Origin of the sequence: Ohtaekwangia kribbensis (assembly GCF_042676245.1) — a bacterium.
Lineage (GTDB): Bacteria > Bacteroidota > Bacteroidia > Cytophagales > Cyclobacteriaceae > Ohtaekwangia > Ohtaekwangia kribbensis.
Map to the genome: position 1 here is coordinate 573,863 of NZ_JBHTKA010000001.1, position 16,802 is coordinate 590,664.

17 protein-coding genes are annotated in these 16,802 nt (G+C 43.7%); 10 read left to right on the plus strand and 7 right to left on the minus strand.

Annotated elements, in window-relative coordinates:
• Positions 1–9: 9 nt before the first annotated feature.
• The 4 genes from ACFQ21_RS02390 (at position 10) to ACFQ21_RS02405 (ending at position 3,825) form a co-directional block, all read left to right on the plus strand.
• Entirely contained in the window at positions 10–1,203 is a 1,194-nt protein-coding gene (locus ACFQ21_RS02390; protein ID WP_377574304.1) for a hypothetical protein, read from the plus strand.
• A gap of 15 nt (positions 1,204–1,218) precedes the next feature.
• Positions 1,219–1,584 (plus strand): glyoxalase superfamily protein, encoded by a 366-nt coding sequence (locus tag ACFQ21_RS02395; protein ID WP_377574307.1) that lies wholly within the window; start codon positions 1,219–1,221, stop codon positions 1,582–1,584.
• 3 nt (positions 1,585–1,587) lie between these two features.
• Positions 1,588–2,604: a UDP-N-acetylmuramate dehydrogenase gene (murB, locus tag ACFQ21_RS02400; protein WP_377574310.1), complete on the plus strand. Its 1,017-nt coding sequence runs from the start codon at positions 1,588–1,590 to the stop codon at positions 2,602–2,604.
• Between the two features lie 894 nt (positions 2,605–3,498).
• Positions 3,499–3,825, plus strand: a complete 327-nt coding sequence (locus tag ACFQ21_RS02405; protein ID WP_377574312.1) for a hypothetical protein — start codon at positions 3,499–3,501, stop codon at positions 3,823–3,825.
• Positions 3,826–3,833: 8 nt separating this feature from the next.
• On the opposite strand, the gene ACFQ21_RS02410 is transcribed toward ACFQ21_RS02405, so the two are convergent.
• From ACFQ21_RS02410 to ACFQ21_RS02420, 3 genes are all read right to left on the minus strand, one after another.
• On the minus strand, positions 3,834–4,316 hold the full coding sequence (locus tag ACFQ21_RS02410; RefSeq protein WP_377574315.1) for a deoxycytidylate deaminase: 483 nt from the start codon (positions 4,314–4,316) through the stop codon (positions 3,834–3,836).
• A 123-nt stretch (positions 4,317–4,439) separates the two neighbouring features.
• A complete protein-coding gene (locus ACFQ21_RS02415; protein ID WP_377574317.1) occupies positions 4,440–6,269 on the minus strand; it encodes a cytochrome c peroxidase in 1,830 nt (609 codons plus the stop codon).
• A gap of 194 nt (positions 6,270–6,463) precedes the next feature.
• On the minus strand, positions 6,464–7,948 hold the full coding sequence (locus ACFQ21_RS02420) for a hypothetical protein (protein ID WP_377574320.1): 1,485 nt from the start codon (positions 7,946–7,948) through the stop codon (positions 6,464–6,466).
• A gap of 239 nt (positions 7,949–8,187) precedes the next feature.
• Between ACFQ21_RS02420 and ACFQ21_RS02425 the strand changes: the two genes are divergently transcribed.
• The 5 genes from ACFQ21_RS02425 (at position 8,188) to ACFQ21_RS02445 (ending at position 11,089) form a co-directional block, all read left to right on the plus strand.
• On the plus strand, positions 8,188–8,715 hold the full coding sequence (locus ACFQ21_RS02425; protein WP_377574323.1) for a DUF2911 domain-containing protein: 528 nt from the start codon (positions 8,188–8,190) through the stop codon (positions 8,713–8,715).
• A 4-nt stretch (positions 8,716–8,719) separates the two neighbouring features.
• Positions 8,720–9,232, plus strand: coding sequence for a hypothetical protein (locus ACFQ21_RS02430; RefSeq protein ID WP_377574326.1), 513 nt, complete (start codon positions 8,720–8,722; stop codon positions 9,230–9,232).
• A 15-nt stretch (positions 9,233–9,247) separates the two neighbouring features.
• Positions 9,248–10,003 carry a 3-keto-disaccharide hydrolase gene (locus tag ACFQ21_RS02435; protein ID WP_377574329.1) on the plus strand — a complete coding sequence of 252 codons (756 nt, stop codon included), beginning with the start codon at positions 9,248–9,250 and terminating at the stop codon, positions 10,001–10,003.
• A 311-nt stretch (positions 10,004–10,314) separates the two neighbouring features.
• Positions 10,315–10,530 (plus strand): hypothetical protein, encoded by a 216-nt coding sequence (locus tag ACFQ21_RS02440; protein ID WP_377574332.1) that lies wholly within the window; start codon positions 10,315–10,317, stop codon positions 10,528–10,530.
• 136 nt (positions 10,531–10,666) lie between these two features.
• Positions 10,667–11,089, plus strand: a complete 423-nt coding sequence (locus ACFQ21_RS02445) for an META domain-containing protein (RefSeq protein ID WP_377574334.1) — start codon at positions 10,667–10,669, stop codon at positions 11,087–11,089.
• Here the strand turns inward: ACFQ21_RS02445 and lgt are convergent.
• From lgt to ACFQ21_RS02460, 3 genes are all read right to left on the minus strand, one after another.
• Positions 11,082–11,867 (minus strand): prolipoprotein diacylglyceryl transferase, encoded by a 786-nt coding sequence (lgt, locus tag ACFQ21_RS02450; protein ID WP_377574336.1) that lies wholly within the window; start codon positions 11,865–11,867, stop codon positions 11,082–11,084. The genes ACFQ21_RS02445 and lgt overlap by 8 nt on opposite strands.
• 35 nt (positions 11,868–11,902) lie before the next feature.
• Entirely contained in the window at positions 11,903–13,021 is a 1,119-nt protein-coding gene (locus ACFQ21_RS02455; RefSeq protein ID WP_377574339.1) for a C1 family peptidase, read from the minus strand.
• Between the two features lie 142 nt (positions 13,022–13,163).
• The gene (locus ACFQ21_RS02460; protein WP_377574342.1) at positions 13,164–14,342 is read right to left on the minus strand and encodes a PQQ-dependent sugar dehydrogenase; all 1,179 of its coding nucleotides are present in this window, start codon (positions 14,340–14,342) and stop codon (positions 13,164–13,166) included.
• 191 nt (positions 14,343–14,533) lie between these two features.
• Here ACFQ21_RS02460 and ACFQ21_RS02465 point away from each other — a divergent pair, with 191 nt between their 5' ends.
• Complete coding sequence (locus ACFQ21_RS02465; protein ID WP_377574345.1) at positions 14,534–16,447, plus strand: ABC-F family ATP-binding cassette domain-containing protein; 1,914 nt, start codon at positions 14,534–14,536, stop codon at positions 16,445–16,447.
• A gap of 41 nt (positions 16,448–16,488) precedes the next feature.
• On the opposite strand, the gene ACFQ21_RS02470 is transcribed toward ACFQ21_RS02465, so the two are convergent.
• Complete coding sequence (locus ACFQ21_RS02470; RefSeq protein ID WP_377574348.1) at positions 16,489–16,701, minus strand: KTSC domain-containing protein; 213 nt, start codon at positions 16,699–16,701, stop codon at positions 16,489–16,491.
• Between the last annotated feature and the right edge of the window lie 101 nt (positions 16,702–16,802).

The following is a 16,802-nucleotide window of genomic DNA, read 5'->3' on the forward strand; positions in this document are numbered from 1 at the left end:
TCCTCTCCTATGCTTAAAACAATACGAACCTCACTCTATATTTTATCGACAGCACTTTTTGTTTTTGCCTGCGGAGAAGATTCCAATCCGGTTACCGAAACAAAAAACTTCACGTCTATATTTGACAGCAACCAGTTCACCGATGGTTTTTATCCCATCGACATGCAGCAAACTACCGATGGTGGTTATGTGGTGCTGGCAGAAAGTGAATTACCCGATACACAACTCACCGGAGTATATCTGCTGAAGGCTGATAAGTATGGTAACTTTGTAAAGTTTATTAAAGCCGATACACTTAATAATCCTGTCGGGCGACTCAGCAAGATTGCAGACAAGTATTACTTCTTTTGCATGAACAATACCGATGCGAAACTGGCATCATTCGATGAGACTCTCGATAATTTTTCAATTGCCGATGTAGCCTATACCAATCCGGCCGCATCTGCACCACTCGAAAATGGTTTCTTACTTCTAAGTGTTAACACCGATTCAAAGCAAACGATCATTGCACAGATCGGTGTGGATGGCGGTACAATCCGTGATAAAGGATTTACATTTGGTGATGGTGATGACAGTGAGAAACCTTTGAGCGAACATTTTCTCAAGCAAGGGAAACAATTTCCGTTTGATGTTGGTGTAGTTTCACCAGGTGTCTATTACTTCAACGGGTTCTATGATTATTCATTCTCATTGATCTTTACCAACATGACGAGTGATGATCCGATCGGCATTACGGCCGGACAAAATGATGACGGAGGTTTTAGTGCCCTGGTTCCGTTAAGCTCGAGCAAATATGCAGCAGCACGATTCAACTTTGGTGAAAACTACTTCTTACCCAGTACAACCATCGTTGCAACAAGTCAGAATATTCCCAGCACACAACTCGGAGGACTTACTATACCCGAGCTGATCTCGGAAACGAAAGTAAAGATCCTGCGCTCCACCATAAATCAGAAAAATGTATTGATCTATGCTGCGGATACGGAGACGAGACAGATCGGACTATATTTCTACGATGAAGCAACCGGTGCATTCATCGGCAGTAAATACCTGGGCTTCTCCAATCCGTTTACGATCGGAAACCTCATCAACACCGAAGACGGAGGCATTGCTGTAGTCGGTACAACTTACCTGGCCGGACGCTTCGCGCGACTCTGTATCTTTAAACTTTCGAAGGAAGAAGTTGCATCGAACGTGAAGTAGTGTGTAAGATTGCTCATGCAATCACAAGTGATTCCCATTTTCAGAATATTTGATTATACCAAAGCCATTGAATTCTACATTCAATGGCTTGGTTTTTCTATAGACTGGGAGCATACCTTCGAACCCGGTGCTCCGCGCTATATGCAAATATCACGCGATGGTATAGTACTTCACCTCACCGAACATCATGGAGATTGTACACCGGGCAGTAAAGCGTTGATTCGCTATAGCGGTCTTCGCGCGTATCATCAGCAACTCATCGATAAGAATTACGTCTATAACAGGCCCGGACTTGAGGAAGCACCGTGGAATTCTTTAACGATGACGGTGACCGATCCTTTCGGGAACAAACTTTTCTTCAACGAACCTCATACTTCATAACGCATGACCATTCAGAAAAACATAAGCCTTGCATCGTTCAATACATTTGGATTGGAGGCAACAGCAAAAGAATTTACCACCATCCACTCCGTTGAAGAAGCGCAGGCACTCATTGCATCGGGTGTTTTTCAAAAACAACGCGTGTTGTTGCTCGGTGGCGGCAGTAATATACTGCTGACGAAAAACTTTGATGGTCTGGTAGCGCGCATCGCGATCACCGGAAAAAAAGTTATCCACAAACATGACGCGCATGTAGTATTAAAAGTTGGTGCAGGTGAAAACTGGCATGAACTCGTGATGTATTGCGTTGAAAATAACTGGGGCGGTGTTGAAAATCTTTCGCTTATACCCGGCACCATGGGTGCTGCACCGATGCAAAACATTGGCGCGTATGGTGTGGAGATCAAAGATGTGATTGAAGAAGTGGAAGCGGTAGAGATCAGCACGGGCAACATCAAAACATTTTCCAATGCTGAATGTCGCTTCGGTTATCGTGAAAGTATTTTTAAACAGGAAGCGAAAGATAAGTTTATCATCACCGGAGTTACGTTGAGACTTACAACAAAAGATCATCACTTCAATTGCAGCTATGGTGCTGTACACGATACGATGATAGCACTTGGACACGATGTACCTTCTGTACGCGCAGTGAGTGATTCTGTTATCCACATTCGCAGAAGTAAATTACCAGATCCTGCTGTGATCGGTAATGCCGGAAGCTTCTTCAAGAATCCGACAGTACATGCCGATACATTTGAAGCTTTGAAGAAAACATATCCAACTATTCCAAGTTATCCTGCAGGCGATATGATAAAAGTACCGGCAGCATGGTTGATAGAACAGTGTGGATGGAAAGGAAAACGCTTCAACAACATTGGTGTACATCAACTGCAGGCACTTGTATTAGTGAATTACGGAGGTGGTGAAGGAGAAAAGATATGGGAGTTAGCAATGAATATTCAGGCAAGTGTTCGAGATAAATTCAACATCACACTACATCCCGAAGTAAATGTTATATGAGCATTGATGATGTAATATTTACTCCGTTCACTACATCAATCATCACATCAACATGTGTTGATGATGACATCACATCACTACATCACTCGGTAAAAATTATTGCTTCGAAAAATTTTTTACGAAAAATTTTTGCAGATAAATTTTTTGTTACTACTTTTCGTATAGTTTAAACATAAAATTAAAAACGCTATGGCAAAATCAGCGAAGAAAGCGGCAAAGAAGTCTGCAAAAAAGACTGCTAAAAAAGCTGCTAAGAAGAAGAAGTAATTAGGTTTGACCTAAGAAACTTTGCGAAGGGAAGTAAATTGGATTTACTTCCCTTTCGTTTTTTATACACCGCTACATTCGCTTTTCATAGTAATTATAGCTTGCTATATACCATCATCGCTCACCTGTTTCTCATTTACCGCAGAGTTATCCACATTGTTTTTCCGAAGGAGCACCACTGATGTCATGCTGAGAATATAATTCATGCCTGTAGCATGTTAAACCGGTGCTTTAAGTAATCAGGATTGAACATCAGTAAATTGATCTGACGATCTCATCGCTCATTCGAAACGTCTCCAACATACGCGCGGCTATACATCGTTCATCGTTACAGGATCATGGATCGCGCGCAGGCGTAGGGTTGTATAACATACGCAGCACGATCACGGCATTGTTATTTAGTATGGTATAGTACGCTAAAACAATCATGAACACATACCATGAAGCGAACTATGCGCGTTACAAACACGAAACTCAAACACAACATCAATCGCTGTGCACGCGCTATTTTTTCGTTTTCTCACACTCGGTTGCGTAAATTTTATCCACATGATGCTTGTCTTGCGTAAACATCACTCGTAACTTTCTCTTGTTAAATCGAAAATCACAACAAACAACAATACCATTATGGCAAAAGCACCTGCAAAAACAGCAACAAAAGCTCCGGCAAAAGCGGCCGCTCCAAAAGCAAAGACGAACTCAACTGCTTCATACGACATTGAAACAGCCAGTGATGAAGCGTTGAAGAAACTTCAGTCACTCGGTATCGATCCTCAACTTCAATCTGATTTGGAATGGTGCCTGGGAAGTTACCGTCATGATAAAAATCCTTCCGGACTATATGAAGCACTCGGCCGCGCACTAACCATATTCAATGCCGAGAAAGCCAAGAAGACAAAAGGTATTACGGTTAAACTGATTGGAGATCTGGAGAAAGCATTGAAGATACAGTAGCAACGCGCTTATATCATATGCGTTACATTCGTTAGCTGCTTGTTAAACTTCTCCACCTCTACCCCAAACCTCCGAAGGAAATCCACTCCCTCATCGGAAGCAATGCCCTTGTACTCTGCGTATGAATTGAGGTAAATAACTTTACTGATACCCATCGAGTAGATGATGCGCGAACAAGCCAGGCAAGGCGAAAGCGTTATATACAATGTAGCACCTTCTACGGATGTCTTGTTCTTTACAGCATAAAGAATTGCATTCTGCTCGGCATGCAAGGCTAATGAACAACCACCTTTTGAGTCACGCGGGCACCCCACGTCAGGCCATTCTTCATCGCAGTTATGCGTACCGGCAGGCGGACCGTTGTAACCAATGGAGATAATGCGGGTGTCTTTCGCAAGCACGGCACCTACCTGGCGCTTGATACAATGCGAACGCTTGGCAAGATTTACTGCCAGCTCCATATAGATGTCATCAAAATCGGGACGCAACATGTCGGCAAAAATAGAATATAGAAACGAGAATTTAACATACAGGTGTCCAAAGCATCGTGAATCATGCTTCCTTGCATTCCATTCGTGACGCTTCTTAACTAGTTTTTGCCTGATGCTTTGCGTTTATTCAGTGCTATACGCAGGTAACGCTGCCGGTATACGCGTCATGCCTGTTGTATCGGTTAATGTATGGATGAATGCGATGATCTGCTGCTGTTCTTTACGCGTGAGATTAAGTTTATCAGCGGGCAAAGTTTGATTCGGCACAACGGCTCCGATACCCGCACCTCCTCCCCGATTATAAAAATCAATCACTTCTTCCAGCGTTTTATAAACACCGTTGTGCATATAGGGCGCTGTGAGTGCTGCATTACGAAGCGTTGGTGTTTTAAAAGCAAACTTATGCAATGCGCGGTTATAGGTATTTAACTTACCGGCATCGCTATCAATATTCGCGTTGATGGTATCCGCTTTCGCAGGAACACCAAGTACTTCCGATTCTGTTTCAAAATATTGTGGTGGCACTGAGCCATTGAACAACGGCATAAAGTGACAGGTGGCACATTTACCTTTACCCATAAAGAGATTGAAACCCGCGAGTTCATCTTCTGTAAGCATCGCGCCTTCACCACGCATATACTGATCGAAGCGTGCATTCAACCCCGATAATGTACGGATATAGGCTGCGAGTGAAGTTTGTATACTGCGTTGATTGATAACAACAGATTCTCCGAATGCTTTCTTAAACAAAGCTGCATATTCTTTATTGGCCGCGATCAATTTTGCCGATGCATCCATATCACCATGCATCTCCTGCGGATTGGTTACAACAGCCGTTACCTGGTCTTCTATAAAATGAACACGCTGATCCCAGAATTGAGACTTCTGGTATACGGAATTGACGAGTGTAGGTGCATTACGCAAAACATGCTGATGTGAATCGAAAGCCATGCTTCGTGTTTGTCCATCGGAAAATGCTTTTGCCGGTGAATGACAGGATGCACACGAGCGTGTATGATTGCCTGACAGCACCGGATCAAAGAATAACATTTTTCCTAACACTGCAGCTTCCGGTTTGAGATCACGGTTATAAGCGGGTGAAAAGAAGTCAGTATCAAACAGATCTTTACTGAAGAATGTAGGTCTATCCATTTTCATAGCACTCACCCACCGGTTATTAGGAATCTTCAACTCCTGCTGATATATATAAAGTGTTTCGGATAACGGATTAAGATACTTCCGGATAAATGTAGCGCGATCAAAAGCATTAAAGTCCGTATGCTGCGTGAGGTATTGATACGCTCCGCTAAAAACAGAATGCAGCTTCTGCGCAGATTCATCAGCCGGTTCATAACAAGCCAGTATAGTTTCAATCCCCTGCAGACTTGACTTTGCTTCCGGTATAGATTGAAAAGAGATCGGTGAATCAAAACCGGAAATACCGAGACTCATCATTGTGAGTACTTCCAGTCGTATCGCTTCAAATACATTGGCATCACTTAATGAATTGCTGCGAACAGTATATTTCAGATTATTCAGAATAGCTTTCAGCGCCAGCACGTGTTGTTGTAACGCTTCTCGCTGAACGGTGTCAGCATACAATTCTTCTTCGATCACCTGGAAACCTGTCGGTAGAATAACTTTATCATCATATTCTTCTGCCCGCTGAAGAGCCGGCCCGTTGATGCGCTCATTCTCCTCCGGAAAATAAAACACGATAAGCGATTCTATTTTTTTGTAATGACTTCGTGCCTTCGTAAAAGACTTTCGAAGTTTCTCCACCGAAGTCGAGTCACCATGATCAGCAAACCACCCGATGGTATAATTCAGTGAATCTACCTGGGCAATAAAAAATTCATTAACACGCTCCGCAGAAGTCTTTGAAGCCCGGGAGGAACATGCAGCAAGCAAAAAGAAAAAGCCTGCGACTGTTAGAGTAGTGATATGATGCATAGTTTGAAAATTAGCTGTGAGCTTTGAGCCGCGAGCTGCGAGAGAAAAAAAGGCCACTAGCTGCTGGCTACAGGAGGAACGCAACTTTAGGTTAACCGATGCTATATAGTAGCAACGCATCCTAACGATACTCTTTTGCAGCCTGCAGCCTTTCCTTCTTTCATGTCTCGCAGCTCAAAGCTCGCAGCTCGAAGCTATCTTGGAAGTCCGCGGAGCACCACAATCTGGCTGCCTTCATCGAATGATGTAGCAAGCGATCCTCCGTCTACACCTTTAAATAATGGAGACTTCCAGGTATGGGTTTGAATGTTGAGTGTAAATGTATTCGGTATACCGAGGATGTCGGATACATCTAGCATGGCGCCATATTCCCATGCACCAAAGTTAGACTTACCATAGATGGCTTCGGCATCAGCTTGTCCACGGAAGTGATTGAGTTCAAACACTTTTTTCAGTGCACCAGTATTCAGATTATACTGATAGAGATAAGCATCATGATCGATACCGGTATATTGGTTCGGATCTTCCTGTATATAGGCATAGTTGGTTGTTACCAGAATGTTATCCGGGTCCTGGAACGAGCCTGCTTTACCAGTACGATCATCGCCATCCAGTACAAGCGTGAGTGTACCTTTCAATGGATCAGCGGCATCCAATACTAATTTATATACACGACCATACTTGGTGCGGTCAGCATTACCATCTTGTCCGGTTACGTTAAAGTAAATTTCGCGACCAACACCATCTTTACGATAGTCTATATCTTCAACACGACCGAAGGCGATAGACTTCAATGCCGTAGATGCTGCGTTCGTTTGTGCACCAGTAATGTTCTTGTGATCATCGATCTTCGCGAACTCTATATTGACCGCGGTGTTCACTTGCAGATCCATCTCGCGTGTATTCTGATCAACGCGTCTCATTACATACAGACTTCCGTTCTCCAGATCACCTACGGTATTCGACAGATATAGCGCAAGTTGTCCACCATCCGTACCGGAGTCATCATCACCAATTAAGATAACAGTTTTGCCGGTATAAGCAGTCTTCGGAAGCGGTACAGCATTCTCAGCCCCCCAACGACCAAGGCCTGGCAAGAAGTTAGGAACAGTTGGTGTAGCAGCCGCCAACGGATTGAGACCGTGTATCTGCGCACTACTGTTTTCACTGCACGTTAAGAATATCGGACCAAAGCCGTGTTCTTCCGGTGTCGCCAGTGTAGCCGAGCATAATCTTTTCTGTCCACCGTCAGAATTCAAAATATACTCTCCCTTTATAGGACGAAAAGTTTTATCAAACGTCAATCTCGAAACAGCAATATTGTCTTCGTTATTAACGAGCATCACAAAGCCATCGGCAGTTTTCATGAGGCCGGCACCATCGGCCGCACCACCGAATACAAACGCTGGAGACTGCGGCAGATAATCGGCACTACCGATCAATGAAAAAGTTTCGACACTTTCAAAACCCGGAAGTTTCTTCAGAAATGTAGAAGTAGTAGAGTGATTGGCAAGCACTACCTGGTTTGCATCTTCACCTGCATCGCCTTTGTCGCCTTTATCTCCGGCATCACCTTTGTCGCCTTGCGGACCAACATCTCCTTGAGGACCTTCACACGCAGTAAAAGCCAGTGACGCTGCCACGAGCAGGCACATAATTTTTGTAAATGATTTTTTCATGAATGGGGAATGAATGATTTGTTTTAGGTTGGATCGAAATTATAGTCCTTATAATACCTGAACATCAATCACGTTTTATCTGCGTGTTAAAAAGTTTGATCACATAACCCTGGATGAAAAATCAAAAAGTAATTCGTCCTGAAGCAGTTAAGACGCGTAAGGAAAAGAAAGAGCGTTACTAAATTGAAACGCTTGTGTTAACCGGCAGATGAATTCTAAATTAGTATATTTAAAACCCAATGGCACGATATCTTTTTACACTATATTGTCTGGTAACATCACTCACGTGTTGGTCGCAGGAATTCAAAGCACGAAGTAGTCCGCTGGATGTGATCTCCATGCGCTATAAAGAATCTTATGTCAAGATCACGTACTCACAGCCGCAGAAAAAAGGAAGAGAGATCTTCGGCAAGCTGGTTCCCTATGGAAAAGAGTGGAGCCCCGGTGCGAATGAAGCTGCCGAGATAACGCTTACAAAAGACATAACCATGAAAGGCTTCCTGATCAAAGCCGGTACATATACTCTCTTTACGATACCCGACAAGGAGAAATGGACGATCATTATCAGTAAAGATGTCGGGTTGTGGGGTTCCTATAACTACAATCCGAAAGAAGACTTGATCCGCTTCGATGTGCCCGTGCAGTCCACGGGAGATCTTATTTACGAGCCACTCACCCTCAAATTTGACCAGCGAAACGATGTGGCAAACCTTTTGATAATGTGGGATAGGACAATGGTTACTATTCCGATTAAGTTTATAAATTAATTGCATGATCCGCTACATCTTCTCTGCCCTGCTCATGTGTCTGACTGTATATACACATGCTCAGACTATTCAGGAACTCGAAAAACGAAATGGTTTTAAAGACATCAAACTCGGAACGCTTGCTGATTCCGTGAAAGGTTCCAAAGTAAAAAAGGAGTTTAAGGAACGCGATACCTATCCGGCCAAACTATACTCGGTAGAACATCCCGATTATGAAAAGATCGGTGAGGTAAAAGTAAAGGAGATCGAACTCAAGTCGTATAAAGATCTTATCTACGAGATCAAGGTTATTACCGATAAAGATCCGCGCCTGATGAAAGCTCTGGAGACACTCTACGGTAAAGCCGCGTACGATATGAAGAACCAGCTATACTTCTGGAAGAGCGATCGCATTGTACTACGCTTCAAATCCACCGACAAAAATTTCCTGGAACTCGAATATAGCTCTCCGATCGTACGCAACATGATGAAAGACGAAACGGAGAAGAAAGTAGATGACATTATCAACGATCTATAATTAAACCAGACCAATATGCAAAAAGCCAATCAGTTATTCATGGCACTGGCCTGTATCAGTGCCGGTTACATTGCGAATGCACAGGATCAAAGTAAAAAAACACCGGAGTCCAGCGAGATATGGGAACCACAGCCGCGCATTATCACTGCTGCTGACAAAGTTGGCGATGCTCCTTCTGACGCTACCGTGTTGTTCGATGGTAAATCATTCGACAATTGGGTAACGATCGATGGCACTGCGCCCAAGTGGACCATCAAAGATGGCGCAATGACAGTTACTGCAGGTGCGAAAGATATCAAGACTAAAAAAGAGTTCGGTGATTTTCAGCTTCACGTAGAGTGGCGTTCACCTGCAGAAGTTGATCCGAAGCAAACCGGACAAGGCCGAGGCAACAGCGGTATATTTCTGCAAGAGCGTTATGAAGTACAGGTACTTGATAACTATAACAACAAGACTTACGCCAACGGACAAGCCAGTTCAATTTACAAGCAACATATACCACTGGTAAATATCTGTCGCAAGCCCGGTGAGTGGCAGGTATATGAGATCTTCTTTACGGCACCGCGCTTCAACGCAGAAGGTCGCGTGATCTCACCTGCGTACGTAACGGTAATTCACAACGGTGTGCTTACACAAAATCACGTAGCCATCTGGGGACCTACTGAATATATAGGGTTACCGGTATATAAGGCGTATGAGAAAGGACCGATCCGTTTGCAGGATCATGGTAATGCGGTGAGTTTCCGGAACATCTGGATCAGGGACCTTTGATGAGCCGTTATAAGTTATCCGTTAAAAGTTAAACGTTATCCGTTTCTTGCTGGTAATGTTTAGCAGGTAGCGAGATTTGAAATTCCTTGCACCGAGAACACAAAGAAGACACAGCATTACACAGAGAAAAAAACTTTGTGATCCTTGAGTCTTCTTTGTGAGCTTTGTGCGATTCTCTTTCAGAAAGAAATACATTCTGCTGTTATACCGTTAGTCTTCAACTATACCGCACAAAAGCCTTCTGGCTTTGCTTAACTACCAAGCTATAGTTTAGCCCGGAATAAATGCTAATTTTGATAAACCAGCGTAGCATGAACACCGATATCTTAAAACTGTACAAGCAACTTGACGATATGGACCAAACCAAAGAAGTCAAGCTATTAAAAAATCAAATAAGAGAAACTTTATACCCAAACCTGCGCATGCATTTTCTGGAACTGACAAGTATAGGCCGGGTTATCGGGTATGACGAATTTCAGAATGAATTAAAAAAAGCAATTGAGCTAGTGGAAGCGCAGAAGAAATAAATCCCTTGCACCGAGAACACAAGAATACACAGAGTTATACAGAGAAAAAAACTTTGTGATCCTTTGAGTCTTCTTTGTGGCATTGGATTTTACACACGGATAACTATTAACTGATAACTTTTAACAGATAAAAACCATGAAAAAGATACTCCTCTCACTAGTCCTCCTCACCCTCCTCCAATGCCGGTCATCTGAAAAAACAACAAGCGTGGCAAATCTTGAAAACACTTACTGGAAATTAGCAGAGATGAATGGAATGCCGGTGATTACTCCGGAAGGTTCCAAGGAAGTACATTTCGTACTGAGCAGCGAAGGCAGTGAAAAGCGCATCAAAGGATTTGCAGGGTGCAACGGCCTGGGTGGTAATTATACCCTGAACGGTGATAAAATAAAATTCACCACCATGACTACGAAGATGGCCTGCGATCGCCTGGATGTAGAGAACTTCCTCACAAAAGCAATGGAGTCTGCCGACAGCTACAAGATTAAAGGAGAAAAACTCGAACTATACGAAGGCAACACGCTGCTCGCTACATTCGAGTCGGTATATCTTAAATAGGCTTTTTGTGCATACCCAGCTGGTTCTGTCGCGACCAGCGGGTATATACATATAGCACCGTTAGAAAAATCAGCAAGGCAATAAGCTGCGAATGCGAGAGGTATTTCTCAATGATAAACCCACGTGCTATATCTCCTCTAAAGAACTCAAGCGCATAACGTCCTACCGCGTATAGCAACAGGTACGTAAGAAAAAGTTGTCCATAGAATTTTCTTCTTCCGCGCAGGTATAGCAAGACCAGCATCACCAGGAATATATACCCTGATTCATAGAGTTGTGTAGGATGCAGCGGAGTTCCCTTCGGTGCATGACAAGCCGGATCGGTAAATACCACTCCCCAAGCAGAATCGGTAGGTAAACCATAACAACATCCTGCGAGAAAACAACCGAGCCGCCCAAACATGTGCACCAGGCACGTAGTTACGGCCATTATATCGAGCATGGCATAGGTCGGTAACTTTTGTTTCTTAAAGAACCATAACATGGTAAGTACTGCCAGCAGAAATGATCCGTAGAATACAAAGCCGCGACCGGTAAACAATTTTCCGGGGTGCTCCATATAGTACGAGGTATCTTCAAAGAACAGCAACGCTTTACCTCCTACAAACGCAGCCAGGAAGATGAGCAGGAATAATGAGTTGGCCTGATCGAACGTGAGTCCAACTTCTTTCTTTCCCCGAATCACCATATAGGCCACACCGGCTATAGCACCAATGGCAATCATGAAACCATAACTGTATATGGAGATCCCTCCTACTTCAAATAAAACAGGATGCATAGCAGACAGGTTAAGCCAATAGCGTTACTATATAGTTACTGTATACCCAGTTTTGTGAGCAGCGCTTTATCGATGGCAGCTTTGGGCACTACGAGACTCACGGTGTTAATAGCAAAGTATGCTTCTGATACGTGTACCAATCCTTTTGTTGGACCGTACTCGCCCCACGAATTTTTTACCATGAAAAATTTCTTGCCACCTTTTGATTTCTCAAGACCTACGAGGTGCATGAGGTGATCGTCTTGTGTTGTCAGATTTTCATAGAGCATCTGGCGAATCACCTGGGTATATTTCAATTCTTCATCATCGGGTGTTGGTTTAGCGGGTACCTTTCCATCTTTCCACTGCAATACAAAGCCTTCTTTATTCCGGAAGCACTCGTTGCTTACATCGGCATCCCACATAATAGAATAGCCTTGCTCCACAGCGCGCTCGGTAAGTTTAATCATTTCCTCCAGCGGCAGATTATAGTATGATCCGTTCGAAAAATTATCAGGAGCTTCCAATATAAAGGAAGTATAGAACGGGTGATGACTGAACGAAGTGATGTTCACGTAATCATCCGCTTTGAAATGCAGCACATCGGTTGCAAAACTTTTTGGTGTGTACTGACGCTCACCGTATGTAAATGTCTCCGGTGCTTTACCCAATGTCTCATCGAGTATACCCTGAAATCCTTTCATCCAGTCAGCAGGAATGGGACGCACTTTCAAGAGACTATCCAGGTACGTTTTCAGACGAGCATCCAGCTTGCTGTGATCGTGATTCTTCTGTCCCAGCGGTAATCCGGAATAAGCGCTTTCCGGTACAGCTCCATACGCAGCTATGGCGCGAATCACATCGTGTCCCAATCCACCCGGGCCAAACTGCGCGGTGCCCTGGCGAAGTATATAGTTACGTGCTTTCTCGGTATATATATTCCGTACGGTATACATTTCAGAAATATCTACAGTACCCAAACCGTTGTGTATGGTTTGAGATTCTACGAGCGAAGTAGTTGAAAAACTCCAGCATGTTCCTGTATTCGCCTGGTTCTTGATAGGTGTATACTCATTTTTTTTGATAACCGTAAACACAGGTGGTTCCGCAGCAGGTTGTGCCAGTGCGCAACAGGCACTGAACAACAGGATACACAGGCAAAGAATTTTATTCATGACAAATCGGGTTAAGAGTTTTGTTTTGCGGCACATACTTACTTGAACAAGATCGTACTTTTTTATGAAAAAGCCTCTGAACATCCGGAAGGTAAATTTATACCGGGCATCCAAAGGCTTTACTTTTTTCGGGTGCGACCGATCAGCCCTTATACGTAATGCGATAGATTACGTTCGCTTTGTCGTCAGACACCAGTAATGAACCATCGGGCATCACCAATACATCTACCGGACGCCCCCAGTCTTTCTGCGTGGCATCATCCAGCCAACCACTCGCGAATAATTCGTGACCCGTTACTTTGTTGTTCTGTAATTTCACGAGTGTAACATTGTAGCCACTCTTCTTCGAGCGATTCCAGGAACCATGCTCGGCAACGAAGATTTGATTTTTATAGGCAGCCGGGAAAGAACTTCCGGTATAGAATTTCAATCCGAGCGGTGCTACGTGTGGTCCTAACTTATCAGCAGGTGCTGTAAATTCAGAGCACGCATGTTTATCACCAAACTCCGGGTCTTTGATGGAACCTTCATGACAATATGGATAGCCAAAGTGCATACCTTTCTTCGGAGCTACATTCAGTTCGCAGGCAGGTTTATCATCACCCAACATATCGCGGCCGTTGTCAGTAAACCAAAGCTCTTTGGTTTGAGGATGCCACGTGAAGCCTACCGTATTGCGTACACCTTTCGCATATATTTCACGACCGGTACCATCGGCATTGAGACGTGTGATGCTCGCATATATTTCATCTTTCGATTCACAGATGTTACAAGGCGCGCCTACCGGTACATATAGTTTACCATCCGGACCAAACGCTATATATTTCCATCCATGATGTGATTCAGTCGGGTAATTCTCCGTCACTACCGTTGGTGCAGGCGGGTTGTCCAGCTTCGATTCTATACCGCTATATTTGGTGATGCGGCTTATCTCCGCTACATATAAGTTTCCGTCTTTGAAGGCAACACCGTTCGGCATGTTCAGTCCTTTGGCAATGACCCATTTCTTATCGGCTTTAAAATCACCATCGGTATCTTTTACAGCGTATACTTTATCTTTATCGCGGTTGCCTACATATAGCACTCCGGACGGACTCAACGCCATCGAGCGAGCATTCTCAACTTCCGCATATACTTCTATTTTAAAACCTGCCGGAAGTTTGATCTTATCGAGTGGCAACGTTGCTGCGTATTCGGTTATGGCCGGCACACCGTTGCCGCCAACTTCTGTCGCATTGTTTTTATCTTCCGTAGAACTGGAATTGCTGCAAGCCAGCATGAGTCCCAGTATCAGTACGGGTATGGAGATCATTGATTTCATAACATTCAGGATTTAATCGTGCTGAAAATTACAGCTTTTTGCGTTTTGCGCGGATGCGGATTACGTAAGTGGCAAAAATTCGGCTGTCTGGCAGATTTTAAATTCCGGAATGCTGCAAATACTCATTACTTTTGCAGATTAGTTGAGGTAACAGGCATGCCTGTGCCATTGATCGAAGGGAATTACCAGCTATGATATCCATCACCAATCTTTCTTATTACATCGGAGGCCGCGCGCTTTACGAAAATGCCAACATGTTTGTGAAACCGAAAGACAAGATCGGTTTGATCGGCCTGAACGGTCGTGGTAAATCTACATTGTTAAAGATCATTAACGGTGAGTATAAAATTGACAGCGGCACCATCAGCAAGAGTAATGATTGTACGATTGGCTTTCTTAACCAGGATCTTCTCTCCTATCAGACTGAAGACTCCATTCTAACGGTAGCGATGGGCGCATTCAAGGAAGTGGTAGATATAGAGCGCCAGTTGGAAGTGATCATCAAAAAACTGGAGACAGAATATTCAGACGATCTTGTTGAGAAGATGTCGAAGCTACAGGAGAAGTACGATCACCTGGATGGTTATTCCATTCAGTCCAAAGCAGAAGAAGTACTCGAAGGGATTGGGTTTTCTACAGCAGATTTACATCGTCCGCTCAAACAATTTTCCGGAGGATGGCGCATGCGCGTGATGCTTGCGAAATTACTGTTGGAGAAACCATCGTTGCTCATGCTCGATGAACCTACCAACCACCTGGACTTACCTTCTATCGAGTGGGTTGAAAATTACCTTCGTAATTATGAAGGTGCTGTAATCATCGTATCACACGACCGTACTTTTCTCGACAATGTAATTACCAAAACAGTTGATGTTACCCAACAGCAACTTGTTACGTATGAAGGAAATTATTCCTTCTACCTGCAGGAGAAAGAACTTCGCCAGGAGATCCAGCAGGGTGCTTACGAAAATCAGCAACAAAAAATACGACAGACCGAACGCTTCATTGAACGCTTCAAAGCTAAAGCTACCAAAGCTCGCCAGGTACAATCGCGCGTAAAGGCATTGGAGAGGATGGATATGATTGAAGAAGTGGTTGATGATACCGCAGCGGTAAATTTCCGTTTCAAATTCAAGCAGCAGCCTGGTCGTTATATTATTACGTTGAACGATGTATCCAAATCATACGGACCGTTGGAGATACTAAAAAATACATCAATCAACATTGAACGTGGTGACAAGATCGCGTTGATCGGTGCCAACGGTAAAGGTAAATCTACATTGCTGCGTATCATTGCTGGTGAAGAACCTATCGATGGTGAACGTGTGATGGGCTTTAACGTAATACGCGCCTTCTATGCACAGCACCAACTCGAATCGCTGCGTGTAGAAAACGAAATACTGGAAGAGCTGTTACAGGCAGGCTCTGGTAAAACTGAACAGGAATTGCGAAATGTACTCGGATGTTTTCTCTTCTCGGACGAAGATGTTTTCAAGAAGATCAAGGTATTGTCAGGAGGAGAAAAATCGCGTGTGGCATTGGCGAAGACATTGATCTCGGAAGCCAACTTCCTCCTCCTTGATGAACCTACCAACCACCTTGATTTCATCTCTGAAAATATACTTATACAGGCGTTGCAACAGTACCTCGGTAGCTTTGTCGTGGTATCTCACAACCGTCACTTTGTAAGTCAGATTGCGAACAAAATCTGGTATATAGAAGACAAGCAGATCAAAGAATATCCGGGCACGTACGATGAATACGAATACTGGCGCAAGAAGAATGAAGCAAGTGGTGTAAAGGCAGAACCACCAAAACAAAAGAAAGCAGAGCTTGAAGTAAAACAAAAACAAACACAGACTCCAAGCAACGAAGCGAAGCTAAAGACGCTTGATAAAGAATTAAAGAAAGCAGAAGAACAGATCAGCAAGCTCGAAGAACAGAAATCAAAACTCGAACTTGAAATGGCGAGTCCGGATGTATTCAGCAACGCTGCCAAACTAAAAGAAGTACAAGCGAGCTTCAACAAAACGGAAGCAGAACTTGCAGCCGCTAATAAAAAGTGGGAAGAGGTAGCGACTGCTATCGATGAACTGAATCAGTAATTATTTTCCGTCCCGATAGCTATCGGGACGGAAAATAAAACTCAGTGAATGTGCCGGAAATCGTAATTAGGACGAATGTTATGAGAGAAGTAAGCTCCTATAGAATCAGCAACCATTAAAGCGTCATACTCGGATACAGGTACATCAAAGTACTGATATACTTCTCCCGTCCGGAATTCTACTTCCAGTATAGCGTGGTCTTCATCATACCCTATCGATGCCAGACTTGTGGATGAAATCTTTTCACGAATCATGTGCTATACCGATAAAAATGAATGCCTGTAAATATACTCAGCATTCGCTGGCAAACACAAAAAAGGGATGCCGGCAGGAACATCCGACATCCCATAAAACT

What these genes read in the sequence shown, in the direction of transcription:
- ACFQ21_RS02430 (WP_377574326.1), top strand. Translation starts at nt 8,720, where the DNA reads ATGATCCGCTACATCTTCTCTGCCCTGCTCATGTGTCTGACTGTATAT.
- ACFQ21_RS02390 (WP_377574304.1), top strand. Translation starts at nt 10, where the DNA reads ATGCTTAAAACAATACGAACCTCACTCTATATTTTATCGACAGCACTT.
- ACFQ21_RS02405 (WP_377574312.1), top strand. Translation starts at nt 3,499, where the DNA reads ATGGCAAAAGCACCTGCAAAAACAGCAACAAAAGCTCCGGCAAAAGCG.
- ACFQ21_RS02415 (WP_377574317.1), bottom strand. Translation starts at nt 6,269, where the DNA reads ATGCATCATATCACTACTCTAACAGTCGCAGGCTTTTTCTTTTTGCTT.
- ACFQ21_RS02420 (WP_377574320.1), bottom strand. Translation starts at nt 7,948, where the DNA reads ATGAAAAAATCATTTACAAAAATTATGTGCCTGCTCGTGGCAGCGTCA.
- ACFQ21_RS02470 (WP_377574348.1), bottom strand. Translation starts at nt 16,701, where the DNA reads ATGATTCGTGAAAAGATTTCATCCACAAGTCTGGCATCGATAGGGTAT.
- ACFQ21_RS02395 (WP_377574307.1), top strand. Translation starts at nt 1,219, where the DNA reads ATGCAATCACAAGTGATTCCCATTTTCAGAATATTTGATTATACCAAA.
- ACFQ21_RS02445 (WP_377574334.1), top strand. Translation starts at nt 10,667, where the DNA reads ATGAAAAAGATACTCCTCTCACTAGTCCTCCTCACCCTCCTCCAATGC.
- ACFQ21_RS02460 (WP_377574342.1), bottom strand. Translation starts at nt 14,342, where the DNA reads ATGAAATCAATGATCTCCATACCCGTACTGATACTGGGACTCATGCTG.
- murB (WP_377574310.1), top strand. Translation starts at nt 1,588, where the DNA reads ATGACCATTCAGAAAAACATAAGCCTTGCATCGTTCAATACATTTGGA.
- ACFQ21_RS02465 (WP_377574345.1), top strand. Translation starts at nt 14,534, where the DNA reads ATGATATCCATCACCAATCTTTCTTATTACATCGGAGGCCGCGCGCTT.
- ACFQ21_RS02435 (WP_377574329.1), top strand. Translation starts at nt 9,248, where the DNA reads ATGCAAAAAGCCAATCAGTTATTCATGGCACTGGCCTGTATCAGTGCC.
- ACFQ21_RS02410 (WP_377574315.1), bottom strand. Translation starts at nt 4,316, where the DNA reads ATGTTGCGTCCCGATTTTGATGACATCTATATGGAGCTGGCAGTAAAT.
- lgt (WP_377574336.1), bottom strand. Translation starts at nt 11,867, where the DNA reads ATGCATCCTGTTTTATTTGAAGTAGGAGGGATCTCCATATACAGTTAT.
- ACFQ21_RS02440 (WP_377574332.1), top strand. Translation starts at nt 10,315, where the DNA reads ATGAACACCGATATCTTAAAACTGTACAAGCAACTTGACGATATGGAC.
- ACFQ21_RS02455 (WP_377574339.1), bottom strand. Translation starts at nt 13,021, where the DNA reads ATGAATAAAATTCTTTGCCTGTGTATCCTGTTGTTCAGTGCCTGTTGC.
- ACFQ21_RS02425 (WP_377574323.1), top strand. Translation starts at nt 8,188, where the DNA reads ATGGCACGATATCTTTTTACACTATATTGTCTGGTAACATCACTCACG.